Raw genomic sequence first — 24,721 nt, 5'->3', positions numbered from 1 at the left:
AACCATTGTACGCTAGGGCTATTACAAGAGTTGAAAAGTTATGGCAAAGGATATGAATGATCAATGAAAACAATATGGGTAACAGGTGCATCAAGCGGTGTCGGAGAACAAATTTGTGAACAACTTAAAGGACGCGATGTTCAAGTTGTGAAACTAGCAAGAAGGTATGGAACGTTACAAAAGATAGATAAAGGGACGTATACATGTGCAATGGATCTGACCGATGTCCATTCTATTCATTCGAGTGTAAGCCAGTTGTATGATGCAAATTTACAGCCGGATGTACTGATTAATAACGCTGGGATCGGTCGTTTTGCCTCATCGTGGGATCTTTCTGACGATGATGTTCAGACAATGTTTCAATTAAATATGATTGGTGTGATTCAGCTTACCAATCGTGTGGTGCCGCATATGAAAAAGAACAAATCAGGACATATTATTCAGCTTGCCTCTTTAGCGGGAAAAGTGGCTACTGCTAAAGCAAGTGTGTACGCAGGAACAAAACATGCCTTGCTTGGTTATTCTAACGGGTTAAGATTAGAATTAAAACCATATCATGTAAGCGTATCTGTTATTAACCCAGGCCCAATTGACACACCTTTCTTACAAGCAGCAGATAAAACCGGCTCTTACAGTGACAATATGGGTGCTCATTTGCTACAGGCAGATCAAGTAGCGGAGCGAGTCATTCAGACTTTAGAAACAAAGAAACGTGAAGTGAACCTTCCTCGAGTATTGGGGATTTTAGGGAAGCTATATCAACTAGCTCCACATTTTATTGAAGGAATTGGAAAGCCCTTTTTCTATAAAAAATAACCACCACCGCCTACATATTGTTTAATTCATTTTTTAACCAATCTTAAAACGTCCAGTTCCTTTAAAAAGAAGCACTTTTGGCTTTTTCTTTGAATAGCATAGGTTAGGAGTGAGGAAATGTAGGGTTGCATCAGGACCGTTACATTCCAGAAGGAGCTGGTAATGAGATGTGCGGGATTACAGGGTGGATTGATTGGCGACGAGACTTAAGGAAAGAACAAAAAGAAATTAAACAAATGGCACAGACGCTAAACCGAAGAGGGCCTGATGCACTAGAAACGTGGACTAATCAGCACGTAGCGTTTGGTCATGCACGGTTAATCGTGGTTGATCCTGAAGGTGGGGTTCAGCCAATGACAAAAACAGTCAATGGAAAGACCTATACAATTGTCTATAATGGTGAATTGTACAACACAGAAGAGATTCGGGGAGAGTTAGCGAAAAAGGAGCACACTTTTTCTGGTCATTCCGATACAGAAGTCTTGCTGAAATCTTATATTCAATGGAAAGAGGCATGCGTAGAGAAATTTAATGGGATCTTCGCATTTGCGATTTGGGAGCATGAAACAAAGTCATTATTTATGGCAAGAGATCGAGTAGGTGTGAAACCATTATTTTATACCGTTCGTGACGGGTTTTTACTATTTGGCTCTGAATTGAAAAGTTTATTGGCTCACCGAGATATAGAGCCAGTTGTTGACAGGCTTGGGTTGGCAGATGTAATGGGTTTAGCTCCATCAAGAACGCCAGGGCATGGAATTTTCAAAAACATTCATGAATTAAAACCTGCTCATTTTTTAACGTATAAAAAAGAAGAGCTCGTGTTACGTAGATATTGGCAGTTAAAAAGCGAAGCACATACGCATTCCGTTGACGAGACCGCTCAACATATTCGACTGCTTTTAGAAGACATTGTAGCAAGACAATTATTTGCTGATGTTCCTGTAGGCATGTTTTTATCAGGTGGTATTGATTCGAGTGCTCTTACGGCGTTAGCAGCAAATCATTATAAAAAAGAAGGAAAAGGAAGCATTTCTTCTTATTCTGTTGACTATGAAGAAAACGATAAATATTTTAAAGCGAGTGCCTTTCAGCCAAATGCTGATGGTGAATGGATTAAAAAGGTCTCAAAGCATTGTCAGACCGACCACAAAAACTGTGTGATCCAAAACATTCAGCTAGCAGAATTGTTAAAAGAAGCGGTCCTCGTAAGAGATACTCCGGGAATGGCAGATGTCGATTCGTCTTTGCTATGGTTTTGTAAAGAAATCAAACAAGACGTGACGGTTGGCTTATCAGGCGAATGTGCTGACGAAATCTTTGGAGGGTATCCGTGGTTTCATAAGCCCGAGGTGATGAATATTGATGGCTTTCCGTGGATGAGATCCATTGATGAGCGCAATGCATTATTAAAGCCTGAATGGAGAAAGAAACTCGATCTAAAAAATTATGTGTATGACCGCTATACAGAGACCATTAAGGATGTACCAACCTTTGCACTGGACTCAAAAGAAGAAGCTAGGAGACGAGAAATCTCCTATTTAAATATGATCTGGTTTATGACAAACTTGCTTGACCGAAAAGATCGTATGAGTATGGGCGCATCCCTTGAAGTGCGGGTGCCGTTTTCTGATCATCGGCTTATTGAGTATGTTTGGAATGTTCCATGGGAAATGAAAGTCCATGGTGGACGTGAAAAAGGGATTTTGCGTAAAGCCCTTGAAGGGTTACTTCCAGATGATGTGTTGTACCGTAAGAAAAGCCCGTATCCGAAAACCCATCATCCTGATTATACAAATGCCGTTACAAAAGAAATTCAGGCGATTGCGCAGCAAAGTGATTCGCCCCTGTTTGATTTTATCGAGCGCAAACAATTAAAGGACCTTGCGGATACAGGTGGTTTTGATACTGGTAAACCGTATTTTGGTCAGCTTATGGCTGGACCGCAACTACTTGCTCATTTCGTGCAAATGGACTTCTGGCTTAAACATTATCACATAAAAATTGAAGACTCATAAAAATGATGACCAGGAATTTGTTTCCCTGGTCTCATTTAGGTTGTCGCTTGGTCCAAAGACGATAGGAAATATAAACAAGCGCTAAAAATAAAGCATAAAAGAACGCGACAAGAATTAAACCGCTAGGGTTATGGATAATGGTATGTCCGACGGAAGCAAATAAAATCATCGAGGGCATTTTCCCTAAAGAGGATGCCACAATATACTGTGTTGTGGAAACACGACTTAAAGCAGAATATGCATTTACAAGAATAGAAGGGACTATTGGGACCAATCTCGTAATAAATATAGTCATGAACGCATTTTTTTCAAATAACATCGTAACTCTTGAAGTAACTTGAAAGCGGTGAATCAACTTCAAGCCAGTATCTTGATAGGCGTACCGAATAAACACAAAAAAGAGAATGGATGCCATAGATGAGCCCGCCCAAGTGACGAAACTACCTAGATAGGGTCCGTATGCAGCGCCAATTAAGCCTCCAATGATTGGATAAGGAATGATCGGGAATAAAGAGAATAATGTTGCAATCGATGTCGTCAAAACAATTGATTGATTTCCAAGTGTTTCGATAAAATATAGGAAATCATCTTGAAAACGAAAGACTAGAATTCCTAGCCCTAAAAAGATAAGAAAAACGACGATCTTTTTTTTCATAATTCACCTCAATATTTATGGTCGTCAACTCTTATTTTAGCAAATACATAAAGATAGGAGGCGGGAACGATGAGTTTAATTTTTGACAATATCTATGAAGTAGTCCGGCAGATCCCAAAAGGAGAAGTGGCATCATATGGACAAATTGCAGCGATTTTAGAAGCACCACGTAGTGCAAGAGTGGTTGGCTGGGCGATGCAGCAGGCACCTGATGATGTACCAGCCCATCGAGTCTTAAAAAAAGATGGCTCCTTAAATGACCATCTTGTTTTTAATCATCTTTATTCACAGAAAGAGCTGCTAAAAGAAGAAGGGGTTCAATTTCAAGAAGATGGTCGAGTGAACATGAAAGGACATAGCTGGATGGGTCCAATAGTTTAAGGTCGCTGAATAAGGGTATAAAAAAAGAGAAATTTGTTTAAGAATTAGGGTGAATAAATGAAGAAAATTATTGTGATTGGTGCTGGACCGGGCGGACTGGCAACAGCGCTTTTATTAGCCGGTAAAGGGTATCGAGTAAAAGTAGTTGAAAAACAAGGATACGTTGGTGGGCGGACTTCAAGTTTCAATCAAGATGGCTTTGTATTTGATCGTGGTCCAACATTTTTTAGCATGCCTCATCTACTGGAAGACATTTTTGCTGAAGTTGGGCGTAACTTATCAGACTACTTAACGCTAAAAGAAGTGGACCCGCTTTATAAATTGCAGTTTACTGATGTGTCGTTTGCGCCAAATCGAAATGAACAGCAAACGTATAACGAAATCGAGCGCTTGTTTCCAGGAAACGGAGAAGGCTACTTACGATTTATGACGGAAACAAGAGAGAAAATGAATGCTTTAATGCCACTTCTGCAAAATAAGCATGATTCTCTCCTTGATTATACGAGATTACGAGCTTTAAAAGCTTTACCGAGTCTATCGTTAGGGAAAACACTCTATGATGAGTTAAGCAAATATTTTACAGATGAACGCCTGAAGCTATCGTTTACGTTTCAATCAAAATATTTAGGGATGTCCCCGTGGGAATGCCCAGGAGCTTTTAGTATTTTATCCTTTATGGAACATGAGTATGGGATTTTTCATCCTGTTGGTGGGGTGAACCAAATTACAAAAGCTTTAGCAACAGCTTTTCAAGAATTAGGTGGCGAAATCGAATTAAATCGTGCTGTGAAGAAGATTGTTGTGAAAAATGGTCGTGCGCAAGGTTTAGCGTATGAAGACGGGGAGCAAGAAGAAACGGACGAGCTCGTTATTAATGCAGATTTTGCTCATGCGATGAGCAACTTAGTTGACGATCAGCATTTAAAGAAATACAAGACTCCCAAATTAGAGAATAAAAAATATTCTTGTTCAACGTTTATGATTTACGCAAATGTGGAAAAAGTGTACAACGAGCATCATCATACGGTTGTTTTTTCTGAAGACTACAAAAAAAATGTTGAAGAAATTACTGGATCAAAAACATTATCTGCAGATCCATCAATTTACATCCATAATCCGATCGTAACAGATGACACGCTCGCACCTAAAGGGAAATCACCATTATATTTGCTAGCTCCTGTCCCAAACAATTTTAGTCAATTAGATTGGGAAGAACATAAAGAGACGTTTGCGGAACTCATTTTTGATCAAATTGAACGGAAATCAACGTTTAAAGATTTAAGGAACCACATTTCATCATATTCCGTAGTTACGCCAACAGACTGGCAGCATCAGTTTAACGTTTATAAAGGTGCCACCTTTAATCTTGCTCATAACCTTGGTCAAATGATGTACTTCAGACCTCATAATAAATTTGAAGAACTAAAAAATTGCTGGTTAACTGGTGGAGGAACTCATCCAGGAAGTGGGCTGCCAACCATTTTAGCCTCAGCGACAATTACAGCTAACGGCATTTTTAAAGCGGACAAGAAAGGAATTCTTATAAAATGAAATCAGTTGTCGTCGGAAGTGGGATTGGTGGGCTCGTAACGGCATTATACTTAAGCAACAATGGTGATGAAGTCACTATATTAGAAAAAAACAACTATTTTGGTGGTCGTTTAGCTTATCATCGACATGGCGAATACAAAATTGATCAAGGGCCGACTATTGTCTTACTACCAGAAATGATTACGTCTATATTAGAGGAATCAGGAATGGATGTAAGCTCGCTAGATTTTGTCCAAATCGATCCTCTTTATAAGATGAGTTTCCCGGATGGAGAGTCATTTTGGAAATATCGGGATATGGATAAACAGCGTGAAGAAATTTCAAAGGTTTTTCCTGGCGAAGAAGATCAGTTTCCTAAATTTATGCAGGCGATGGAACAGAATTTTGTTAAGGGGAAAGCGGCGTTTTTAGATAAAAGCTTTAATCAAAAAAGGAATTTTTATACGGTTTCGAACTTGAAAACATTGTACGAGTTAAAGGCGTATCAATCTGTAGATAAAATGATACGGAGCTACTTTTCACATCAGCGGCTCCAAAATGCGTACAAACTCCAATCTCTCTATATCGGCGGAAACCCGACGAATTCATCAGCACTTTATTCGCTCGTTTCCTATAGTGAACATGCCCATGGGATTTGGTACTTAAAAGGGGGCTATGCACATTTAGTTGAAAAAATTGTAGAAGAACTCGAAAGTCGCAGCGTGAAATTAATAAACAACGCAGAAGTAAATGAGATCCTCTATAAAGGGAACGTCGGTACAGCTGTCAAAGTGGACAATACGATTTATGAAGGGGACCGATTCGTAATGAATTTGGATTTCCCATTAGCTGAAGCCCTCGTCGAACAAAAAGAAGTCAAGAAAAAGTACGTACCTTCTTCAGGTTGTTTATTGGTATATGCAGGATTAGATAAAGTTTATGAAGAAAGTCCTATTCATCAATTTCTAATGTCGGACGATTTCGATCAACATATGAAAGATGTTTTTGAAGCACGGGATTTGTCGACACTTCCGTCGATATATGCGTTTCACCCTTCAGTAATCGACTCGTCGTTAGCACCTGAAGGAAAAGGTGTGCTTTATGCACTTATCCCGATCCCGGCTAAAATGGAAACAGATGACTGTCATAAGCTTGTGGAAACGGTACTTGAACAGCTTGAATTGCGAGCATTTCCAAACTTAAAAGCCCATATTGAGTGGCTTGATGTGCGAACCCCTAAAGATGCAAAAGCGCAAGGATTATATGAGGGAGGAAGCTTTGGACTCGCACCAACGGTCACGCAATCAGCCGTGTTTCGACCACAATATCAACCATTTAAAGCAAAAAATATTTATGCTGTTGGAGCATCGACGCATCCTGGTGGGGGAATCCCGATTGTTATGCAAGGCGTTAAGCTATTCGTCCAAGAATTACAACAGGAAGCTGCGATACGAGGATAAGGAACCGAAGATGGAGGGGATGAAATGAAGACTCAAGACGCTTACGAAATATGCCATACGATTATTAAGCAACATTCTAAGACGTTTGCGAAAGCTTTTAGCACGTTACCAGCTAAAAAAAGACAAGCGGTGTGGGCAATCTATGCTTTTTGTCGAACCGTTGATGATATTGTAGATGAGGGACAGTCACCTTCACTTGAATTAGAGAAATTTGAAGAAGCGTTTATTCGCTTTACAAAAAATGAACTGCCGTTATCAGACCCGAAATGGCTAGCCCTTCATGACGTGTTCGAGAAGTTTGAGATGGATCCAACCCCTTTTTTCCATATGATAAGAGGGCAGCGAATGGATTTGTACTTAAAGAGGTATCAAACGTTGGAAGAAGTAGAGGAATATTCCTATCATGTTGCGAGTACAGTTGGTTTAATGTTGCTACCTGTGCTTGCTCCGAAGAATCATAAGCAGCTTTATAACAGTGGCGTCGCACTCGGGAAAGCGATGCAGCTAACGAATATTTTAAGAGATATTGGTGAAGATTTAAATCGAGATCGGATCTATGTACCGCAGTCGATCATGCGGGCTTATGGGGTAACAGAAGATCAATTAGCGAATGGTGAACGAAATGATTCATTTATTCAGATGTGGGAGCATATTGCGACAAGAGCAGAGGCGTTGTACCAAGAGGCGTTTAAAGATATGCATCTGTATCCAATTGATGCAAGGTTACCTGTACATGGTGCAGGCATGATGTATCGTGCGATTTTAAAAGCAGTTCGAGTAAATAATTATAATGTCTTTTCGCAAAAGTCCTATGTACCGAAAACGGAAAAAGAACTCATTCTTAATGAACTGAAAGCCTAAGATCATGTAGTAGATCTTAGGCTTTTTTTTATGAGGTTTGCAGCGTTTCTTCCGCTTTGAACGACCATAGGGGAACCGCCCCCAGGGTGGGTAGACCCTCCAGCAAAAAATAAATTAGTGAGGTCTTTCCCTTTTGTAGAAGGTCGATTAAAGGCTTGTAGAAGTGTATGAGAGGTATAACCATAGAGACCTCCGAAATACGAATGAAACTCTTCTTCAAGTTGTTTTGGTGTAATGACTAGATCGTCGATAATGAAGTTTCTAATAAAGACCCCGCGCTGTTCTAAGTGATCATACACCCAGTTTTTTAATTGATCTGGATCAAGATCGCGGTTTTCATGTGTTAAGGAAGGAGCGTTCACAAGAATAAACAAGTTGTCTCCTTCTTCAGCTTGGTCAGAAACAGCACTTCGATCATAGGTCGATGAATTGCTAATATAAATGGTTGGATCAGATGGATACGTCTTTTGTGAAAACAGTTGTTGGAATTCTTGCTCGTAGTCTTTACTAAAATAAACTTGGTGATAATGACGAGCGCTTGTCTTTTGATTGGTCGCGCATAAAATCACAAAAGCTGAACTTGTTGGTTCTTTCACTTTTGTATCTTCTGTAAAGGAAGGACGATGCTTTTTGTCAACGAGTTTTGGATATACCGTCAAGAAGTCACCATTTAACAAGTAGGCATCGTAAGCTTTTCTGGAAACAAACTTTGTTGACAAAGACGTGACGGTCTTATTGTCATTAACATGTAGTTTACTCACTTCTTCATTGAAGTGAAATGTTACACCTATTTCTTCCGCCCGTCTTTGAAAAGCCTCAGCAATCGTTGGATTTCCTCCGGGCACGTAGTATACCCCATCTAAAAACTCTAGATAGCCGATCATCGAAAAGGTTGCCGGCGCTAAATAAGGAGAGGAGCCAATGTATGTTGCGTAACGATCCAACATTTGAACAACTCGTTGATCTTCAAAAAAGGAACGGTGATACTGGTGCATAGTCGTAAACGGCTTAACAGCTGAAAAGGCACGAAGCAACCGTAGTGATGCAAATTCTTGTAAGCTCGAAAACGTACGCGGGAAAAATTCGTTTACAGCATGGGTATAAAGTTGCTTAATTGAATGTGTATAACGATCAAATTGTTCAGGACGAACATCAAATGATTGAAGTTGTTCAAGCATGGTCGCTCGGTCACTTGAAGCGAGCAATGTTGAACCGTCCGAAAAATAATTCATTGTGTGGGTGTTTAATTTTCTAAACTCGATATACTCATCTGGATTTACACCACTTAAACGTAAAATGTCTTTAAATGCGTTTGGCATCGTAATCGTGTTCGGACCGAAATCAAACCGAGCCCCTCCGACCGTATACCGTTTCATTTTTCCGCCGGCGTAGTGATTTTTTTCATATACATCGACATGGTAGCCTGCTGAAGCAAGAAGAATGGAGGCGGAGAGTCCTCCTAAGCCAGCACCGATAATCGCAACTGATTTCATTTATAGACTCTTCCTTTCCACGTGTAGCCTGTACGTCTAGAGAGAAACATGGAGTAAACAAGGATACTAATTAAGCTTGCTGCAGAAAAAGGAATAAAAAAGCTTAATACGAGTCTTTGTTTTGACAAAAAATTGATCCATGCCATTATAAGAACAGTTAACACGTATGGGATTATGTAATAAAGCTGGAGCGAAACGATTCCGTATAAAGCAACAAAGAGCGGCGCAACAAATATGACCGTGTAGAAGAGCATTAGCAGCACGGATAATAAATAGGAGCGCCCAATGCCCGGAAAGCTATTCTTTGCGAACCCATGCCAAACTTCCTTTGTTGTGTCATACATTTTACAGGAAGCAAACGCAGTATTGTTTACAAGTTGCGTCGCGAAACCGGCTTGTTTGCTATTGCGCATTAGTTGAATATCTTCTGTTAAAGAACGATGAATGGCTTCGTGGCCTCCAATTTGGTCGTAGCACGATTTCGAAAAAAACATAAACGAGCCGTGGGCAGCTGAAGCAAGTGGCATTTGCGTACGATTTGCAAGGTATAAAGGCAAATGCAAGTAAATAATCAAATGTTGCATAGGGACAAGGAGTTGACATAGCCAAGCCGTTCCTTTTACTGGGAATTGTGGAAATCCAGAAAGTAAGCCAAGGTTTTTTTTCTTCGCAACATGGAGTAAGGCTTCGATGGTACCCGGCCTAATCTGTATGTCCGCATCAAGGAAAAATAAATATCGACCTTGTGCATGCTTGCTTAATTGATGGCAAGCAAACACTTTGCCAACCCAATGTATAGGAAGTTTTTCACCTTGAATAATTCGTGCATGTGAAAGCATCTGCGTATGTTTTTCTAACAGTGGTAGCGTTTCATCTGTCGATTGGTCGTTTAAGAAAATAAATTCAAGCTTGGGGTATGTTAATTTGTGTAAACTTTCAATTAAGGGTTGTACATTGTGTTCTTCATTTCTTAACGGCACAAGAATGGTTACGAGTGGTTTGTCGCCTGTTCTAACTGTGGAGAAGTCTTTTTTGAGAACAGGCATGAAAAGAGAATTGAAGAGGAGCCACAAGAGCAACAAACTCAGTCCAATGATAAGAATAAGTGTGAACAAAATCCCACCTCTTTTTTCGTTCATTTCACGCTTTTACAATGAAAGAACGGTATAGGATGTATAATCTTTTTTAATTATCGCCTGTTTTTGTTCGTCAAGTTGAGCGGTAAGCAATTGCTCGAGAAAAGCAGTTTTTTCTTCAATTGCTCCATTCAGCGCAGTGATAGCTTGCCCTTTTCCAATATGGATGAGGAGATACGGCTTTCGCTTGTCTGCAAACACATAGGACATGGTAATCGGGACGACGTGTGTGTGTTGTGGAGCTTTATCACTTAGCCAGCCAATGCCATTTAAAAAGCCGAGCGGTCGTTTCTCTAATGCTTGTTCCTCACCTTGTGGGAACACCCAGACACTATTGTTGTTCATTAGAATTTCTTGGGCATACCGAAGAGACTGAATCATCTCTTTCGGTTTGTTACGATTAATCGAAAACGCGCCAAAATGACGAAAGAAGGAGTATTTTTTTAATCCTTCTTCCGACATCATCATAAAAAGTGGCTGTTTAAGTTGATGCTTCGTTAAAAGCAAGGCAACCATGCCATCCCACCAGCTAGAATGATTACCAATAAAGAGAAGTGGACGGGTTTGTTCGAATGGTTCATCCACTTGAATCAAAACGTTCGAAAACGATCGTTTGAAAAGAAATTGCTGGACATAAAAGCGAAACAAACGTAGCAGCCATGGTTTACGTCTAGCCTTTATCATGTTTGCCTCCGCGCACGATTGTATAAGAATAACAAGATACTCATTAACCCTATTGTAAGAAGAGGTGCGAAAATAATGCCATTTACAAGGGCAATGATGCTAAACATCGCGATCATTAACACATATAAAACGATCATTCTGGCTTGCCAATAAGGGTGGAATTCCTTTGTGCGATGAAGGAAGCGAACGCCAATCCAAAGTAAGAAATGGAGCGTTAAAGCGATAAAAAACCAGCCAACAAAATTTGAAAAAGGAATCCCATAATAGAAACCGTCTCCATCCCAAACCCAATACTGTTTGACATTGGCTGCAACAGGATCAAGAATTAAATCCATCACGACAGCAGCAATGGCACCAACGAAACTATAGAGCAACAATTGAATAATTGGTTGTTTGATCGCTTGTACCATCGGCTTTACAAGTGCATGCGTTGTCGCAATGACCATAAGCCATGCGGTTCCAATTGTTAACGGAATATCTGCTATGTATAGTCCAAAATCTGGATTATAAAAATAATGCCCAAAGAAAAGCCCATATTGAACGCCTAAGTATTCAACGAGTATGGTCGAAACGATAATAAAAATGCTAAAGAAAAGACCGAATAATTTATACTCTCGATATAAATAAAAGCCTCCAAGTGCACCAGCAGCTAGTAAAAACACAGCGTTTGCCCATTCTAGCCAAGGGGGGAGTAAGTCAAAGCCAACTAAAATAACGCCGCATAGGTACCACACAATAAAAAAACGAAAAAGGATACGATCTACAATCAAAATCTACCTCCAGCAGTCAATAGTCAATACAACCTTTATTTTATTCCCTGTCCATAAGAAATACAAACGCCTGCAATTGAATATCGTTCATTTGTTTAGTACCGTGTAAAGAGGGAATAGTATGATTTGACATAACCGATAAAATCAACGTAAAATACGATTTTATGAGCGCATTTGACTCATTATGCAAAGGGAGTGGAAAGATGTTCAAAAAATTATTTGGAAAAAACAATGTTGAGCCAGAAGTGATACAAGCACCAATCAACGGAACAGCGGTTGCCATTGAAGAAGTTCCAGATCCAACCTTTGGTCAAAAGATGATTGGCGATGGTCTTGCAATTGAACCGAAAGAAGGTAAAGTTGTCGCACCTATTGATGGAAAAGTCGTTCAAGTGTTTCCAACAAAGCATGCTTTCGGAATTGAGACTGAAAATGGAGCAGAACTACTTGTTCATATCGGACTTGAAACGGTAGCCATGAATGGTGAAGGTTTTACTGCACATGTACAAGAAGGCGATAAAGTAAAAGCAGGGGATGTCATCATTGAATTTGACCTAGACTTAGTCAAAGAACGAGCGGCCCATACGATTACACCAATTGTTGTCACAAATCACGATCAGTTCTCTCTTGAGAAGCTTGCTGATGGGGATGTAGTTGCAAACGAATCTCCATTATTTAAGTTAACGAAGAAATAACAGCGTTCGAGATGGTCGCTCCATCTCAGCGCTGTTTTTTTCTTTTTTTGCTCATTATTTTTTTATAGCGAAATGAGAATGAACCTGTTAAACTACGGAAAGATTCGGTTAAACAGCACGCACGAAAAATATGAATAATGGGGTGAAGGGCTTTGCTAGTGACTGCTTTAATAATCTTTTTTGCACAATTGATTTACGTACCAATTTTAACGTTACGAACGATTATGATGGTCAAAGGCTTAAAGCATCGTGCTGCAGCAATGGGGATGTTAGAAGGCGCAATTTATGTTGTTGCGATTGCCATTATTTTTAATGACTTGTCTAATTATTGGAATATGGCAGCATACGCATTAGGATTTGGTATTGGTCTTTTCTTAGGTGCCTTGATTGAAGAAAAATTAGCAATCGGCTATGTAAGTATAGAAGTGAATATTCCAGAGAAAAATCAACCTCTTATTGATCGACTACGTGAATTAGGCTTCAGTGTGTCGAGTTCATATGTAGAAGGAATGAACTCGAATCGTTGTCAACTTGATTGTACAGCGAGAAGAGATCGAGAAAAAGAATTTATTCAAATTGTCTCTTCTTTTGAACCAGCAGCGTTTATTGTTTCCTTTGAACCACGTAACTTTAAAGGTGGTTATATTACAAAAGCAATGAAAAGAAGACGTGAACGCTATTTAAAGCGAAAACAGAAGGCGGAGAACGCAGCTAACTAAAAATGAGGAAGCGTTTAATCTTGACAGTTTGTTTATTTTTTTGGATGATAAAGCTAATTCTTTGTTACGAGGAGGAAAAGGGATTTGGCGCATATTGAAGCAATATATTATGTAACGGAAGAAAAAGAACATATCGAATTAAAAGCTGAAAGAATGGCGACAGGCTTAACAGCAAAGCCTTGGCAAGAAATGCCTGAATCTGAGAAGCAACAAAGTTTAGCTTATAAAGGGCAAGTTGTATCCATAAAAGAAGACGCTGCATATGGACCAGGATATTTTGTTACGATCTCGTTTCCGGTTGCGTATGAAGTTCCTGATTTTCCTTCCATTTTAACTACAACGTATGGACGGCTATCATATGAGCCGAATGTAAAGCTCATTGATTTACAGTTTTCACATGATTTACTAAAGCTATTTCCAGGGCCAAGACTAGGCATCGACGGAATTCGTGATTTAGTTGATGTCCATGATCGACCATTAGCAATGAGTGTAGCAAAAGGGGCGATTGGACGATCAGTTGATTCTTTCCATGAGCAGATGCTTAGCCATTGTTATGGTGGAATTGACATTATTCAAGATGATGAGCGATTATTTGAACATGATTGGACGCCGCTTGAACAGCGGGTGCCAGTTGGGCTAGCTGCCATTGCAGAAGCCGCTGAAAAGACTGGTCGTACCCCACTTTATGTCGTGAACGTGACGGGGAAAACATTTGAATTAAAAGAAAGAGTAAAAGAAGCAATCGGTTTAGGTGCTCCGGCTATTCTACTAAATGTCTTTGCTTACGGTATTGATGTGCTTCAAGGCTTACGGGAAGATGAAGAGATTGATGTACCGATTTTTGCTCATTCTTCTTTAGCTGGTATGATGATTCGCTCGAAGCAACACGGGATTTCATCTCGATTGCTCCTCGGCAAACTAATGCGTATGGCAGGAGCAGACGCTGTGTTATTTCCATCTCCTTACGGCCGAATGGGCATTAATGAGGAAGAAGCTCAACATGTAAAAGAGCAGTTAACACAGAAGTTAGAAATGAAAACGACTTTTCCGATTCCATCAGCAGGGATTGATTTTAATTCAATTGAACAAGTGAAGGCTGATTTTGGAAAAGAAGTCATTATAAACTTAGGTGGGAGCGTCCATCGCTATACAGGTGGGGTAGAGGCTGGAGGAAAAGCGTTTATCAAAGCGATCCAGTCAACGTAAAAAAAAGCGGCGAGCGCCGCTTTTTTTTATATGGTCGTTGTTGCTAGGGCATCTCTGAAAATAAAAACGAGGATCGCAACAATGAAACAATATACTGCAAAATAAACAAGTTTGCTTTTTCGTACGAGATTAATAAAAAAGACAATCCCAATCCAAGAAGCAACAAACGTTACGAGAAACGATAGTCCGAGAGCTGTCACGGTTGTTTGTTCAAGCAGATCGCCAGATGTTAAATCGCGAATCGCAAGGACAGACGAACCTAGAATAACAGGTATGGATAATAAAAAAGAATACCTAACAGCTGTTTCTTTTGATAAACCCGCAAACATCCCAACGATCAACGTTGTTCCTGAACGAGATAAACCGGGAATTAAAGCAAGACACTGTCCTAATCCGACGAAAATGGAGTCCCAAATCGTCATTTCTTTTTCGGTTCGGTTTCCTAGTTTTACAAAACGTTCTATAATAATAAGGAAAAGACCGGTAATGGCTAATGCTAACGCAATAAAGACGGGTGCGCGAAATGTTTCGCCTATGTAGTCTTCAAACAAAATGCCTGCAACACCTGTAATACCTGTTGCCACAACAAGATAAATAGCAAACATGAACATGGAGCGGTTTTGTGGTGTTTGATTCGTGAAATAAGCAAAAAAGCCACGGATAATTTCATAGATATCTTTTCGGTAGTAAAGGATCACTGCTAGGACCGATGCTAAATGCAACAAGATTTCAAAGCTAAGCCCTTCAAACGTCATATCAAACATGGATTGAACAAGAATTAGGTGAGCGGAACTAGAGATTGGTAGAAACTCGGTAATCCCTTGGACCAAACCTAATATAACGGCTTCTAGTAAAGTCATTTTACAATTCCCTTCTAATTAAAGTAAGCTTGGGCAATACTTGCTTATTTTAGCAGACTTTTATGAACTCGAAAAGAGGTGTTCACGTGAATCGGAAACGTATGGTGACACTTATCGCCTTATTACTTGCAATAACGGCAGGTATCATCGTATTAATAAATATGGATCGCACATCTGGTCCACTACAAGAAAATGATCAAATTCCAAATTTGACGATGGAACAATATGGCCAGGAAGACGTGTCGTTCGACGATTTTTCTTCTGAAGTAATTGTTTTAAACGTTTGGGCATCGTGGTGTGAACCATGTGTAAGAGAAATGCCTGAGCTTATGGAATTAAATGATGAGCAAGATAAGATTGAAGTTGTGACAGTCAATATGTTAACAAAGGAATATCGCACGTCGGATCCAGTTGAGTTTATAGAAGAAATTGGTTTAACGCTACCTGTTCTGTTTGATACAGACGGTGCGTTTATTCAAGCAGTAGAACCTTCACGCTTACCAATGACATACATTCTCGATTCAAGTTTAACGATTCAAGATATAATTATTGGTGAAGTGACAAATGATCTGTTAATGGAACGAATTGAAGCAGCTATACCAGGATCAACTACTTAATTCGCTTTAAATGTTTCGTGCTAGAGCCGTACGACTCCTCCATGAGAATCCAATCCGTCACAAGCGTATAGGTCATGGCCGCTTTTTTTAGTTCAAACAAAATGTCTGCTTTCGTACCAGTTAAAAGTAATTGATTTGATCGAATGTGTTTTTTCAAGATCGTTCACCTCGTCATCATTTTAGGTCGAACAAAACCCACATATACATAGGACATGCAAGGAGCGTGAAAATCATGACAGTTTTTTCAGAGAAAACGATAAAACGTGAAGAGATTTATAAAGGGAAAGTGATTGATGTACTCGTTGATACAGTGGAGCGAGAAGATGGAGAACAAGCAAAGCGCGAACTTGTGAAACATCCCGGAGCTGTTGCGATTATAGCCGTTACGGAGAAAAATGAAATCATTCTTGTAGAGCAATTTCGAAAAGCATTAGAAAAACCGATCATTGAAATTCCAGCAGGGAAAATCGAAAAAAATGAAGAGCCAATTAAAACAGCTTTTAGAGAATTGAAAGAGGAAACAGGCTATGAAGCTAGCCATCTTGAAGAAATTGCTTCGTTTTATACTTCACCCGGATTTGCAGATGAAATCGTCTATGTATATGAAGCAACCGGCTTAACAGTTGGAGAGCAAGAGCTTGACGAAGGCGAATTTGTCCATGTTGTAACGAAGACGTTGGCTGAATGTGAAGCGCTAATAAAAGAGCAGCGAATTCATGATGCGAAGACGCTGTATGCAATCCAATATTTAAAGCTTAAAGAAAAGGATTTGTAAGTCATAGCTTTACCCTCTTCGACATATAGTGAAGAGAGGAGGGACAGGCTATGAAACGAATTGAAACGGTAGATCAAATTATTACCCATATCAAACAACGAAAATCTGTCTATTTATTTGTCAGCATTCTTTTCTTAATGGGAATTATTTTCGGGGCGTTTCTCGTTAATAGTATTAGTCTGACTCAACGACATGATCTTTTTCAATATTTAAGTCAGTTTTTCCATGAAATGAATAATGGACATATTGATACAACCGCAAACGAATTATTCGTTGCGAGTATCATTCATTACAGCAAGTACATTGGATTGTTATGGATTTTAGGCATTTCAATGATTGGGTTGCCTCTTATCTTTGTGCTGTTATTTATGAAAGGTGTTGTGATCGGTTTTACAGTAGGCTTTCTAGTAAATCAAATGGGCGCTCAAGGATTTGTCATTGCTTTTGTGAGCGTATTCCCACAAAATATTATATTAATTCCTGTTTTTATTGCGGTAGGTTGCTTAAGCGTTCGTTTCTGTATGCGATTATTTAAACATACATTTCTCAAAGGACAGCATGAGCCTATTTTTCCTCATTTTCTAAGGTACACGTTGATAATCGTTTGTCTACTTGCATTAACGTTTATCGCTGCTTTTTTTGAAGCGTATGTTGCGCCAGCCCTTTTAAAATGGACGTTGTCACTATTTTAGAATGAGTCTAAAATAGTAATTAATATTCATTTTCAATTTATAATAATTATTAATTGACATCGGTTTTCTCCCATTTTATAATAAAGAAACTAGATCGCTTGGACGGAGGAGGCTGTTATGGAAAATCGATTAGAGCGAATTAAAAAGCAATTACATGCTCAAAGCTATAAACTAACGCCCCAGCGGGAAGCGACTGTCATGGTTTTATTAGAGCATGAAGAAGATCACTTGAGTGCTGAAGATGTATACTTACTTGTTAAAGAAAAAGCACCAGAAATTGGTCTAGCAACCGTTTATCGTACGTTAGAGTTATTAACTGAACTAAAAGTTGTTGATAAAATTAATTTTGGAGACGGCGTTTCGCGGTTTGATTTGCGCCAAGAAGGTGTCAACCACTCGCACCATCACCTTGTTTGTATTGAGTGTGGGGCAGTTGATGAAATTCAAGAAGATTTGTTAGGCGAAGTTGAAACGATTGTTGAGCGAGATTTTCGCTTTAAAGTGAAAGATCATCGACTCACGTTCCACGGCGTTTGCCACAGGTGTCATGGTCAGTCTTTATCAAAAGAAGAAACAGATCCAACATTAGCAAAACAAGTTTAACCGCCAATTTTGGCGGTTTTTTTGTGTTAATTGAGAATGGGGTTTAAAATAAAAAAACTAGACACGCATAAATTCGAACGAAGTTAACCAAAAAAAAGATAAAAATTGCCCTAACACACTTATTGAGGTAACGTGGTTAGGGCAATTTCTTATTCAAGTACAAATCATTTTCTTCGAATGCCGATTACGGTATTTGCTGCTTTGGGCCAGTCGCTTTTTTTTGCGTGAGGGACATGTGTAATTTTTTCTTCAACTTCTTTAGGAAAAGGAGCTGGTGAATGAGAGGTTTGGCTCATGCCCATAATCATCTGTTCACTTGTGGCGATTACGTGATGATCGCGATTTTTCAATTCCACCCACACATGGATTCGTTTGGAATCGCGATCTAAAATAAGGGCAGAGGCGAGTAATGATTCATCTTGATGTGCTTCAGCTAAATACTTAATATGATTCTCAAGAGTGAAGATCGTGTAGTGGTGCTTCTCTCGACCTGATTCGTCAAGACCGATAAAGGCCATAAGTTCTTCGAGCGCTAAACTAAATACACGAGCATATTCTGCGTCATTCATATGGCCGTTGTAATCAACCCATTCAGGAAGTACTTGACCTTTCCAGAGATTATGACTGTCTTTCATAAGCTAGCACCCTTTCTGATGGCCAAAAGCCTTCTTCTTCAAGTAACTGCATCAGCTTCATCAAGAAGCGGTCTCGTCGGTGTTCCATGTCATTAATGCTAATGTCGCCACACTGCAGCGACGTACCATCGATAACTTTGTTTTTTAATTCGTCTGTTAACTCAGGGGCAATCAGTCGTGTCCACGGAAGTTTTAAAGCTGGTCCAAATTGCTCTAACATGTGCTTCATTCCATCATTTCCACCAGCAAGATGTAAGGTAAGGAAAGGGCCCATGAGCGCCCAACGTAAGCCGGGACCATAAACAATGGCTTTATCGACTTCTTCCGTTGTCGCCACGCCATCATTTACAATGTGCAACGCTTCTCTCCATAATGCTTCCATTAAACGATCCCCAATATGTCCATCAATTTCTCCAGACATCACAAGTGGCTTCATATTTAATTGATCGTAAAGCTGATTTGCCTTTTCCAATGTTTTTGAAGATGTTTGTTTTCCGCCTGCAATCTCAACTAAAGGAATGAGGTAAACCGGATTAAACGGGTGTGCAACAATGACACGCTCTGGATAATGGGCACAAGCTTGTTGCAAAACAGAAGGCATATAGCCGGATGTAGACGAGGCGATAATCGCTTCAGGTTTTGCAAAAGAATCAATGGAAGCAATCACGTCTTTTTTTAAATCTTCTCTTTCTGGAACATTTTCTTGGATTAAATCAGCTGATGCGACTGCGTCTGAAAGCTGGTCAGCGAATGAGAGATTGTTTATGGATGCTTGCGGATGAAGTCCGTATTGGGCTAAGGTGGGCCAAATTTCGGTTAACATTGCACGTGTTTTTTCTTCTGCTTGAGGGGCAGGGTCGTAAGCAATGACCCGATGTCCGTTTGCAAGAAAACGAGCGATCCACCCGTTGCCGATCACGCCTGTTCCAACTACAGCCATCGTTTTTTGTTCCATTTGAATAAACCTCCTTTTAGCGTACAGGTTTTTTTAAGTTTAAGAGTTCACGAGCTTCCTCTGGCGTTGCTGGTTCAAGTTGTTCTTTTTGGAGTAAATTTACAGCCTTATCGACAAGCTGTTCATTTGTTCCAAGAACACCTTTATCAAGGTAGAGGTTATCTTCTAAACCAACACGTACATTTCCGCCTAATTTAGCAGCTTCGATTAGAATGGGAAGCTGTAAACGTCCAATTCCAAATGCGGACCACGTCGCGCCATCCACAATTCGCCCGCGCATATACTCGATCGTTTCTTGGTCTGCGTCTGCTCCCCATGGAATACCTAAACAAAATTGGTACATTGGGTTCTCCGAAATTAAGCCTTCAGCGATAAGTTGATTAGCAAGTCGAATATGGCCCGTATCAAACACTTCTAATTCCGGCTTTACACCGCTTTCTTTAATGAGCGTTGCGTGTTCACGCAGCCACGATTCTGGCCCAAGATAAACTTGATCTCCGAAATTAAGGCTTCCACAATCTAATGTACAAATTTCAGGAAGAAGCTCACCAATAGGCTCGTGTCTTTGGACAGGTGTTTGAATATCTGTTCCCGGTCCACCACGTGTCGGGTCCTCTAAATTTGGAACAAAATCACCGCCACCGCCAGCGGTAAGGTTAATGATTACGTCCGTATCTGCTTCACGAATCCGTTCAACCGTTTCACGAAAAAGCGCTACATCATGACTTAATTTTCCTGTTTGTGGATCACGTACATGAATATGCGCAATGGCAGCCCCAGCTTTAGCAGATTCAATCGCTGAATGGGCGATTTCCTTAGGTGTAATAGGGACGTGAGGGCTTTTTTCGGTTGTATCACCTGCCCCTGTTAATGCTGCGGTAAGAATACGTTTAGAAGTCATGTTTTTTTTCCTCCTTGTCTTTTGGATGGACGGGAACTAATTGAAAAATATCGCCTGATTCAAAACAATCAACGAGTCGATCAATCCAGTTATAATAAGCAGTCCAGTCATCTAGCTCTTTTGTCATCATTTGATGTTTCTCAAGAATGTCGGCTGAGGGGTTATGACCCATATCTTCTTCGATGTCTTTTAATTTATCACGCAAGCGACGCTCAAGTGCCATATTACGGGTAATGACTTCCTTCCAACTCGTTGTAAAAAGAGAAATAAAAGTTTGTACATAATCACTTTCTACATTGTAGTGTTCTTTTCTACTTCCTTTTACAAACTCTTTTTCAGCAATGTTTAAAGAAATCATCTGTCGCATGACCTGGCTCATTCTCGTTTTACTCATACCTGTTTTATCGGCAAGGTCATCAAGTGTCATTGCTTGTCGATTCATATAAATTATACCTAGCAGACGTCCAACGGTAGATGATACGCCAAAAGTCTCCATGTTATTGGCAACCCGATCGGCAATAAGATCTTCGCACGCCTGTAGGTCATCAAGAAGCGTTTCTTTTGATTTCGTCACAGCCTAACCTCCTTCAATCAAATCAGAACTAACCTTACCATAGTTTTAATAAAAGGCAAAAAGACAAATAGGAGAGTATTAAGGAGAAAACGGGCGAAATTTTAAGCTAGGACTATATATAAACTTTGTGCAATTTATATTGCATGAAGTTTACGTTAAAATACATGATTTTGCGATTTTCTTTTTAAATCATGCTTTGTCTATAATTTAAAGGTGCGTAAGAGAGCGGAAACATTTGGAGGTATGTGACTTGTTAGAATTTAAAAATGTTGTAAAAAAGTATAGCGAAAACGGCAAGCCAGCAGTGAAAAATATGAATCTACACATTGGAAAAGGCGAGTTTGTTGTTTTTATCGGACCAAGTGGTTGTGGGAAAACAACTACGATGAAAATGGTCAACCGGCTTCAAGAGCCGTCAGAAGGACAAATTTTTGTAAATGGGGAAAATGTATTAAATCAAGATCCTGTTAAATTACGACGCTCCATCGGCTATGTGATTCAGCAAATAGGATTAATTCCTCATATGACAGTAGGGGAAAACATTTCGCTCGTCGGCTCTTTACTCAAATGGGATAAAAAACGCCGTGACGATCGAGCAAAAGAGCTTATTAAAATTGTTGATTTGCCAGAAAGTTTTTTACATCGTTATCCGCATGAGTTAAGTGGTGGACAGCAGCAACGAATTGGTGTGTTACGAGCTCTAGCCGTTGATCCTCCATTAATTTTAATGGACGAGCCGTTCGGTGCGCTTGATCCAATTACACGAGACACCTTACAAGAAGAATTTAAGAAGTTACAAAAAGAAATGGACAAGACGATTGTATTTGTTACCCACGACATGGATGAAGCGATTAAGTTGGCGGACAAGATTGTCATTATGAACCAAGGAGAAATTGTACAGGTCGGTACTCCTGACGATATTTTACGAAATCCTGCAAATGAATTCGTTGAAGACTTTATTGGCAAAGACCGCTTGCTACAAAGTCGACCTGATGTGACAAAAGTTGAGCAGATTATGAATGCTAATCCCGTTACAGTAACGGAACAAACGACAATTAAAGATGCGATTCAAAAGATGCGAGAAGCAAGAGTTGATTCGGTTCTTGTTGTTGATGATGCATACCGTTTAAAAGGATTCGTAGATATTGAAATGATTGACGCAAGTTTTAAAAAGAAAACGTATATCCATGAAGCGATGGAAACGGAGGTTTATTCGGTTAAAAAAGAAAGTTTACTACGGGATACGATGCGTAGAATGCTTCGCCGTGGAAGCAAGTATGTCCCTGTCATTACGGAAGACGAGGTACTCGTTGGAATCGTTACACGTGCTACGCTCGCAGATATGGTATATGACACCATCTGGGGTGAAGGAAATGGTCTAGAAGTTAATGAAATTGAAGCAGTAGAATCAGTACTTTAAAGGAGGCAGATGAGACGATGATCGATGCGATTACATCAACGCTGTCTTCGTATGGTTGGGAATTACTAGAGAAAACAGGTGAACACATTTATATATCGTTTTTTGCGATTTTATTAGGCGTCATTGTTGCAGTCCCGGCAGGCATATATCTGACGCGTATCCCGAAATTCGCGGACCGTATTATTTCGTTTGTTGGAATTCTGCAGACGGTTCCGAGTCTAGCGATATTAGCATTCCTCATGCCTTTTCTAGGCGTAGGGACGGCACCAGCAATTGTTGCGTTGTTTATTTACTCTGTTCTTCCTATATTACGAAATACGTACACAGGCGTTAAAGAAGTCGATTCAAAACTAGTTGAAGCAGGTAAAGGGATGGGCATGAATAACCGCGAGCTCATCCAAAAAATTGAATTACCAATCGCGCTACCTGTTATTATGTCAGGCATTCGCTTTGCGACAGTTTACTTAATTGGGTGGGCAACATTAGCAGCGTTTATTGGTGGCGGTGGTTTAGGTGATCTCATTTTTGATGGCTTAAATTTATATCAACCAGAATTAATTATTTTAGGAACGCTTCCAGCAACAATCTTAGCGTTGCTTGCAAGCTGGGGACTATCCGCGCTAGAGAAAAAATTAACACCAAAAGCTTATCGAGAAAAAGAAGCTGCTTGAGAGGAGTAAGCAAGATGAAGAAACATAGAATCTCTTTGTTCCTTGCCTCATTGCTCGTCTTTTCAGGCTGTTCGCTACCAGGGTTAAGTGGACCTTCTGAAAATACCATTCGCATTGGAACAATTAATACAGTTGAGTCAGAAATATGGGGTCATATTGTCTCACAAATGATTGAACATTATACAGATTTAGAAACAGAGCTTATTACCAATCTAGGTTCATCTATCGTGCAACACCAGGCGATGATGCAAGAAGAAGTGGATATTACAGCAACGCGGTACACTGGAACGGATATTGCCGGTGCGCTGAATATGCCGGAAATTACAGACCCAGAAGAAGCAATGAACACTGTGCAACGGGAGTTTGATGAACAATTTAATCAGACTTGGGCTGATTCTTACGGATTTGAAAATAGCTATACGATTTCAATTACAGCGGAATTTGCGGAAGAAGAAGGCATTGAACATGTCGAAGATTTAAGACCGTTCGCAGCAGATATGAATTTTGGTGTGGATAATTCATGGGTGAACCGACAAGGTGACGGTTACCAAGCATTTACGGAAACACACTTTGAGTTTGGAAATATTTATCCCATGTCTGTAGGACTTGTTTACGATGCGGCAGCTTCAGGAAATATGGACGCTGTGCTTGCCTATTCATCGGATGGTCGAATTGCGGCTTATGATTTAGTCGTGCTTGAAGATGATTTTTTCCCACCCTATGATGCTTCGCCAGTTATTCGAAATGAAGTCATCGAGGAACATCCAGAATTGGAAACAATTCTAGCAAAACTAGGCGGTATTGTAACAACAGAAGATATGCAGCAAATGAATTATTTAGCAGATGTAGAATTAGTAAGTCCTGCCACGATTGCACAGGACTTACTAGAAGAGAATTATTACTTTGAAGACAAGCAAGTTGAAGAGGAGGGTGCGTAATGGGGTTTTATGAGCAAATGGTTACGTATGTTTCTCAAAATGGTTTTTATATTTGGGAAGAGTTTTATCGGCACTTTCTTATGGCTGCTTACGGGGTGTTGTTTGCTGCGATTATTTCCATTCCAGTAGGAATTTTAATTGCGAAGTATGGCCGAATTAGTGGTTGGGTGTTATCAGCAGGGAGCGTGATACAAACGATTCCGGTACTAGGCTTCATGGCGATTACGATGGTGGTCATGGGACTAGGAACTACGACGGTCATCACAACGGTGTTCTTTTATTCACTCTTACCGATTATTCAAAACACATATGTAGGAATAAGAGGCGTGGATAAAAGTGTCATAGAAGCTGCCTATGCTTCAGGTATGACGAAGCTTCAATTGTTAAGTAAGGTGGAATTTCCGCTTGCGATAAGTGTGATCATGGCAGGAATTCGAACAGCCCTTGTCATAGGCATTGGTATTGTCGCTGTTGGAACGTTCGTTGGAGCAGGTGGACTCGGGGCAATTATCGTTCGAGGTACGAATGCAACCGACGGGACGGCAATTATTCTTGCAGGTGCGATCCCAACAGCGGTTATGGCCATCATCGCTGATCTCGTTTTAGGGACAATTGAACGTCGCCTGAATCCAGCAAATCGATCTTCAACATAATCT

28 protein-coding genes are annotated in these 24,721 nt (G+C 40.0%); 17 read left to right on the top strand and 11 right to left on the bottom strand.

The annotated features are described in order from the left end of the window. The first annotated feature begins 63 nt into the window (after positions 1 to 63). Together ACE1TH_RS07585 and asnB are read left to right on the top strand one after the other, a co-directional pair. The gene (locus ACE1TH_RS07585) at positions 64 to 816 is read left to right on the top strand and encodes an SDR family NAD(P)-dependent oxidoreductase (protein ID WP_099300491.1); all 753 of its coding nucleotides are present in this window, start codon (positions 64 to 66) and stop codon (positions 814 to 816) included. Positions 817 to 983: 167 nt separating this feature from the next. After that, positions 984 to 2,834: an asparagine synthase (glutamine-hydrolyzing) gene (gene asnB / locus ACE1TH_RS07580; RefSeq protein ID WP_255225358.1), complete on the top strand. Its 1,851-nt coding sequence runs from the start codon at positions 984 to 986 to the stop codon at positions 2,832 to 2,834. A gap of 31 nt (positions 2,835 to 2,865) precedes the next feature. Here asnB and ACE1TH_RS07575 read toward each other — a convergent pair whose 3' ends face one another. Then, the gene (locus ACE1TH_RS07575; RefSeq protein ID WP_375078672.1) at positions 2,866 to 3,489 is read right to left on the bottom strand and encodes a TVP38/TMEM64 family protein; all 624 of its coding nucleotides are present in this window, start codon (positions 3,487 to 3,489) and stop codon (positions 2,866 to 2,868) included. 69 nt (positions 3,490 to 3,558) lie between these two features. Here ACE1TH_RS07575 and ACE1TH_RS07570 point away from each other — a divergent pair, with 69 nt between their 5' ends. From ACE1TH_RS07570 to ACE1TH_RS07555, 4 genes are read left to right on the top strand one after another with little or no spacing between them, the layout of a single operon-like run. Next, complete coding sequence (locus ACE1TH_RS07570) at positions 3,559 to 3,870, top strand: MGMT family protein (RefSeq protein WP_099300493.1); 312 nt, start codon at positions 3,559 to 3,561, stop codon at positions 3,868 to 3,870. A 57-nt stretch (positions 3,871 to 3,927) separates the two neighbouring features. Beyond that, entirely contained in the window at positions 3,928 to 5,421 is a 1,494-nt protein-coding gene (locus ACE1TH_RS07565) for a phytoene desaturase family protein (RefSeq protein WP_099300494.1), read from the top strand. Beyond that, positions 5,418 to 6,860 (top strand): phytoene desaturase family protein, encoded by a 1,443-nt coding sequence (locus ACE1TH_RS07560; protein WP_375078671.1) that lies wholly within the window; start codon positions 5,418 to 5,420, stop codon positions 6,858 to 6,860. The genes ACE1TH_RS07565 and ACE1TH_RS07560 overlap by 4 nt, the downstream gene beginning before the upstream one ends. Before the next feature lie 24 nt (positions 6,861 to 6,884). Next, positions 6,885 to 7,721, top strand: coding sequence for a phytoene/squalene synthase family protein (locus ACE1TH_RS07555; RefSeq protein ID WP_099300496.1), 837 nt, complete (start codon positions 6,885 to 6,887; stop codon positions 7,719 to 7,721). Positions 7,722 to 7,723: 2 nt separating this feature from the next. Here the strand turns inward: ACE1TH_RS07555 and ACE1TH_RS07550 are convergent, their stop codons facing one another. Genes ACE1TH_RS07550 through ACE1TH_RS07535 form a run of 4 tightly spaced genes read right to left on the bottom strand, consistent with a single transcriptional unit; the run spans position 7,724 to position 11,804 of the window. Beyond that, complete coding sequence (locus tag ACE1TH_RS07550; protein ID WP_375078670.1) at positions 7,724 to 9,214, bottom strand: phytoene desaturase family protein; 1,491 nt, start codon at positions 9,212 to 9,214, stop codon at positions 7,724 to 7,726. Then, positions 9,211 to 10,353, bottom strand: coding sequence for a glycosyltransferase family 2 protein (locus ACE1TH_RS07545; protein ID WP_099300498.1), 1,143 nt, complete (start codon positions 10,351 to 10,353; stop codon positions 9,211 to 9,213). Before ACE1TH_RS07545 ends, ACE1TH_RS07550 begins: the two co-directional genes overlap by 4 nt. A gap of 9 nt (positions 10,354 to 10,362) precedes the next feature. Further along, on the bottom strand, positions 10,363 to 11,034 hold the full coding sequence (locus ACE1TH_RS07540) for a lysophospholipid acyltransferase family protein (protein ID WP_099300499.1): 672 nt from the start codon (positions 11,032 to 11,034) through the stop codon (positions 10,363 to 10,365). Then, positions 11,031 to 11,804, bottom strand: a complete 774-nt coding sequence (locus tag ACE1TH_RS07535; RefSeq protein ID WP_176554202.1) for a carotenoid biosynthesis protein — start codon at positions 11,802 to 11,804, stop codon at positions 11,031 to 11,033. Before ACE1TH_RS07535 ends, ACE1TH_RS07540 begins: the two co-directional genes overlap by 4 nt. A 203-nt stretch (positions 11,805 to 12,007) precedes the next feature. On the opposite strand from ACE1TH_RS07535, the gene ACE1TH_RS07530 reads away from it, so the two are divergent. The 3 genes from ACE1TH_RS07530 to ACE1TH_RS07520 all read left to right on the top strand — a co-directional run bounded on the left by ACE1TH_RS07530 (position 12,008) and on the right by ACE1TH_RS07520 (position 14,424). Continuing rightward, entirely contained in the window at positions 12,008 to 12,499 is a 492-nt protein-coding gene (locus ACE1TH_RS07530) for a PTS sugar transporter subunit IIA (protein WP_099300501.1), read from the top strand. A gap of 152 nt (positions 12,500 to 12,651) precedes the next feature. Beyond that, the gene (locus tag ACE1TH_RS07525; RefSeq protein WP_099300502.1) at positions 12,652 to 13,218 is read left to right on the top strand and encodes a DUF2179 domain-containing protein; all 567 of its coding nucleotides are present in this window, start codon (positions 12,652 to 12,654) and stop codon (positions 13,216 to 13,218) included. 84 nt (positions 13,219 to 13,302) lie between these two features. Next, entirely contained in the window at positions 13,303 to 14,424 is a 1,122-nt protein-coding gene (locus ACE1TH_RS07520; protein ID WP_375078669.1) for a 2,3-diketo-5-methylthiopentyl-1-phosphate enolase, read from the top strand. Between the two features lie 26 nt (positions 14,425 to 14,450). On the opposite strand, the gene ACE1TH_RS07515 is transcribed toward ACE1TH_RS07520, so the two are convergent. Next, positions 14,451 to 15,284 carry an undecaprenyl-diphosphate phosphatase gene (locus ACE1TH_RS07515; RefSeq protein ID WP_099300504.1) on the bottom strand — a complete coding sequence of 278 codons (834 nt, stop codon included), beginning with the start codon at positions 15,282 to 15,284 and terminating at the stop codon, positions 14,451 to 14,453. A gap of 86 nt (positions 15,285 to 15,370) precedes the next feature. Between ACE1TH_RS07515 and ACE1TH_RS07510 the strand changes: the two genes are divergently transcribed. Then, positions 15,371 to 15,901: a TlpA family protein disulfide reductase gene (locus ACE1TH_RS07510; protein ID WP_176554203.1), complete on the top strand. Its 531-nt coding sequence runs from the start codon at positions 15,371 to 15,373 to the stop codon at positions 15,899 to 15,901. Here the strand turns inward: ACE1TH_RS07510 and mciZ are convergent. After that, the gene (mciZ, locus tag ACE1TH_RS07505; RefSeq protein ID WP_176554204.1) at positions 15,894 to 16,058 is read right to left on the bottom strand and encodes a Z-ring formation inhibitor MciZ; all 165 of its coding nucleotides are present in this window, start codon (positions 16,056 to 16,058) and stop codon (positions 15,894 to 15,896) included. The genes ACE1TH_RS07510 and mciZ overlap by 8 nt on opposite strands. Before the next feature lie 75 nt (positions 16,059 to 16,133). Here mciZ and ACE1TH_RS07500 point away from each other — a divergent pair, with 75 nt between their 5' ends. The 3 genes from ACE1TH_RS07500 to fur all read left to right on the top strand — a co-directional run bounded on the left by ACE1TH_RS07500 (position 16,134) and on the right by fur (position 17,971). Further along, a complete protein-coding gene (locus ACE1TH_RS07500; RefSeq protein WP_375078668.1) occupies positions 16,134 to 16,676 on the top strand; it encodes an NUDIX hydrolase in 543 nt (180 codons plus the stop codon). A 50-nt stretch (positions 16,677 to 16,726) separates the two neighbouring features. Further along, entirely contained in the window at positions 16,727 to 17,368 is a 642-nt protein-coding gene (spoIIM, locus tag ACE1TH_RS07495) for a stage II sporulation protein M (protein ID WP_375078667.1), read from the top strand. A 117-nt stretch (positions 17,369 to 17,485) separates the two neighbouring features. Next, the gene (gene fur, locus ACE1TH_RS07490) at positions 17,486 to 17,971 is read left to right on the top strand and encodes a ferric iron uptake transcriptional regulator (RefSeq protein ID WP_099300508.1); all 486 of its coding nucleotides are present in this window, start codon (positions 17,486 to 17,488) and stop codon (positions 17,969 to 17,971) included. 164 nt (positions 17,972 to 18,135) lie between these two features. Here fur and ACE1TH_RS07485 read toward each other — a convergent pair whose 3' ends face one another. The 4 genes from ACE1TH_RS07485 to ACE1TH_RS07470 are packed head-to-tail and all read right to left on the bottom strand — an operon-like array spanning position 18,136 to position 21,036. Further along, a complete protein-coding gene (locus ACE1TH_RS07485; RefSeq protein ID WP_375078666.1) occupies positions 18,136 to 18,606 on the bottom strand; it encodes a thioesterase family protein in 471 nt (156 codons plus the stop codon). Continuing rightward, positions 18,590 to 19,561, bottom strand: coding sequence for a 3-hydroxyacyl-CoA dehydrogenase NAD-binding domain-containing protein (locus ACE1TH_RS07480; RefSeq protein WP_375078665.1), 972 nt, complete (start codon positions 19,559 to 19,561; stop codon positions 18,590 to 18,592). Before ACE1TH_RS07480 ends, ACE1TH_RS07485 begins: the two co-directional genes overlap by 17 nt. A 16-nt stretch (positions 19,562 to 19,577) precedes the next feature. Next, positions 19,578 to 20,462, bottom strand: a complete 885-nt coding sequence (locus ACE1TH_RS07475) for a beta-keto acid cleavage family enzyme (RefSeq protein ID WP_375078664.1) — start codon at positions 20,460 to 20,462, stop codon at positions 19,578 to 19,580. Beyond that, positions 20,452 to 21,036 carry a GbsR/MarR family transcriptional regulator gene (locus ACE1TH_RS07470; protein ID WP_099300512.1) on the bottom strand — a complete coding sequence of 195 codons (585 nt, stop codon included), beginning with the start codon at positions 21,034 to 21,036 and terminating at the stop codon, positions 20,452 to 20,454. Before ACE1TH_RS07470 ends, ACE1TH_RS07475 begins: the two co-directional genes overlap by 11 nt. Positions 21,037 to 21,286: 250 nt before the next feature. Between ACE1TH_RS07470 and ACE1TH_RS07465 the strand changes: the two genes are divergently transcribed. Genes ACE1TH_RS07465 through ACE1TH_RS07450 form a run of 4 tightly spaced genes read left to right on the top strand, consistent with a single transcriptional unit; the run spans position 21,287 to position 24,718 of the window. Then, a complete protein-coding gene (locus ACE1TH_RS07465; protein ID WP_099300513.1) occupies positions 21,287 to 22,456 on the top strand; it encodes a betaine/proline/choline family ABC transporter ATP-binding protein in 1,170 nt (389 codons plus the stop codon). Between the two features lie 20 nt (positions 22,457 to 22,476). Then, on the top strand, positions 22,477 to 23,127 hold the full coding sequence (locus tag ACE1TH_RS07460) for an ABC transporter permease (RefSeq protein WP_255225359.1): 651 nt from the start codon (positions 22,477 to 22,479) through the stop codon (positions 23,125 to 23,127). A 14-nt stretch (positions 23,128 to 23,141) separates the two neighbouring features. Beyond that, positions 23,142 to 24,065, top strand: coding sequence for an osmoprotectant ABC transporter substrate-binding protein (locus tag ACE1TH_RS07455; protein WP_255225113.1), 924 nt, complete (start codon positions 23,142 to 23,144; stop codon positions 24,063 to 24,065). Next, positions 24,065 to 24,718 (top strand): ABC transporter permease, encoded by a 654-nt coding sequence (locus ACE1TH_RS07450; RefSeq protein ID WP_255225114.1) that lies wholly within the window; start codon positions 24,065 to 24,067, stop codon positions 24,716 to 24,718. The genes ACE1TH_RS07455 and ACE1TH_RS07450 overlap by 1 nt, the downstream gene beginning before the upstream one ends. Positions 24,719 to 24,721 lie beyond the last annotated feature (3 nt).

It is taken from the genome of Shouchella sp. JSM 1781072, assembly GCF_041949915.1.
Classification (GTDB): Bacteria; Bacillota; Bacilli; order Bacillales; family Bacillaceae_D; genus Shouchella.
The sequence above is the reverse complement of the archived record's forward strand: the minus strand, read 5'-3'. Positions and strand labels throughout refer to the sequence as shown.

What these genes read in the sequence shown, in the direction of transcription:
- ACE1TH_RS07585 (WP_099300491.1), top strand. Translation starts at nt 64, where the DNA reads ATGAAAACAATATGGGTAACAGGTGCATCAAGCGGTGTCGGAGAACAA.
- asnB (WP_255225358.1), top strand. Translation starts at nt 984, where the DNA reads ATGTGCGGGATTACAGGGTGGATTGATTGGCGACGAGACTTAAGGAAA.
- ACE1TH_RS07575 (WP_375078672.1), bottom strand. Translation starts at nt 3,489, where the DNA reads ATGAAAAAAAAGATCGTCGTTTTTCTTATCTTTTTAGGGCTAGGAATT.
- ACE1TH_RS07570 (WP_099300493.1), top strand. Translation starts at nt 3,559, where the DNA reads ATGAGTTTAATTTTTGACAATATCTATGAAGTAGTCCGGCAGATCCCA.
- ACE1TH_RS07565 (WP_099300494.1), top strand. Translation starts at nt 3,928, where the DNA reads ATGAAGAAAATTATTGTGATTGGTGCTGGACCGGGCGGACTGGCAACA.
- ACE1TH_RS07560 (WP_375078671.1), top strand. Translation starts at nt 5,418, where the DNA reads ATGAAATCAGTTGTCGTCGGAAGTGGGATTGGTGGGCTCGTAACGGCA.
- ACE1TH_RS07555 (WP_099300496.1), top strand. Translation starts at nt 6,885, where the DNA reads ATGAAGACTCAAGACGCTTACGAAATATGCCATACGATTATTAAGCAA.
- ACE1TH_RS07550 (WP_375078670.1), bottom strand. Translation starts at nt 9,214, where the DNA reads ATGAAATCAGTTGCGATTATCGGTGCTGGCTTAGGAGGACTCTCCGCC.
- ACE1TH_RS07545 (WP_099300498.1), bottom strand. Translation starts at nt 10,353, where the DNA reads ATGAACGAAAAAAGAGGTGGGATTTTGTTCACACTTATTCTTATCATT.
- ACE1TH_RS07540 (WP_099300499.1), bottom strand. Translation starts at nt 11,034, where the DNA reads ATGATAAAGGCTAGACGTAAACCATGGCTGCTACGTTTGTTTCGCTTT.
- ACE1TH_RS07530 (WP_099300501.1), top strand. Translation starts at nt 12,008, where the DNA reads ATGTTCAAAAAATTATTTGGAAAAAACAATGTTGAGCCAGAAGTGATA.
- ACE1TH_RS07515 (WP_099300504.1), bottom strand. Translation starts at nt 15,284, where the DNA reads ATGACTTTACTAGAAGCCGTTATATTAGGTTTGGTCCAAGGGATTACC.
- ACE1TH_RS07500 (WP_375078668.1), top strand. Translation starts at nt 16,134, where the DNA reads ATGACAGTTTTTTCAGAGAAAACGATAAAACGTGAAGAGATTTATAAA.
- spoIIM (WP_375078667.1), top strand. Translation starts at nt 16,727, where the DNA reads ATGAAACGAATTGAAACGGTAGATCAAATTATTACCCATATCAAACAA.
- fur (WP_099300508.1), top strand. Translation starts at nt 17,486, where the DNA reads ATGGAAAATCGATTAGAGCGAATTAAAAAGCAATTACATGCTCAAAGC.
- ACE1TH_RS07485 (WP_375078666.1), bottom strand. Translation starts at nt 18,606, where the DNA reads ATGAAAGACAGTCATAATCTCTGGAAAGGTCAAGTACTTCCTGAATGG.
- ACE1TH_RS07480 (WP_375078665.1), bottom strand. Translation starts at nt 19,561, where the DNA reads ATGGAACAAAAAACGATGGCTGTAGTTGGAACAGGCGTGATCGGCAAC.
- ACE1TH_RS07475 (WP_375078664.1), bottom strand. Translation starts at nt 20,462, where the DNA reads ATGACTTCTAAACGTATTCTTACCGCAGCATTAACAGGGGCAGGTGAT.
- ACE1TH_RS07455 (WP_255225113.1), top strand. Translation starts at nt 23,142, where the DNA reads ATGAAGAAACATAGAATCTCTTTGTTCCTTGCCTCATTGCTCGTCTTT.
- ACE1TH_RS07450 (WP_255225114.1), top strand. Translation starts at nt 24,065, where the DNA reads ATGGGGTTTTATGAGCAAATGGTTACGTATGTTTCTCAAAATGGTTTT.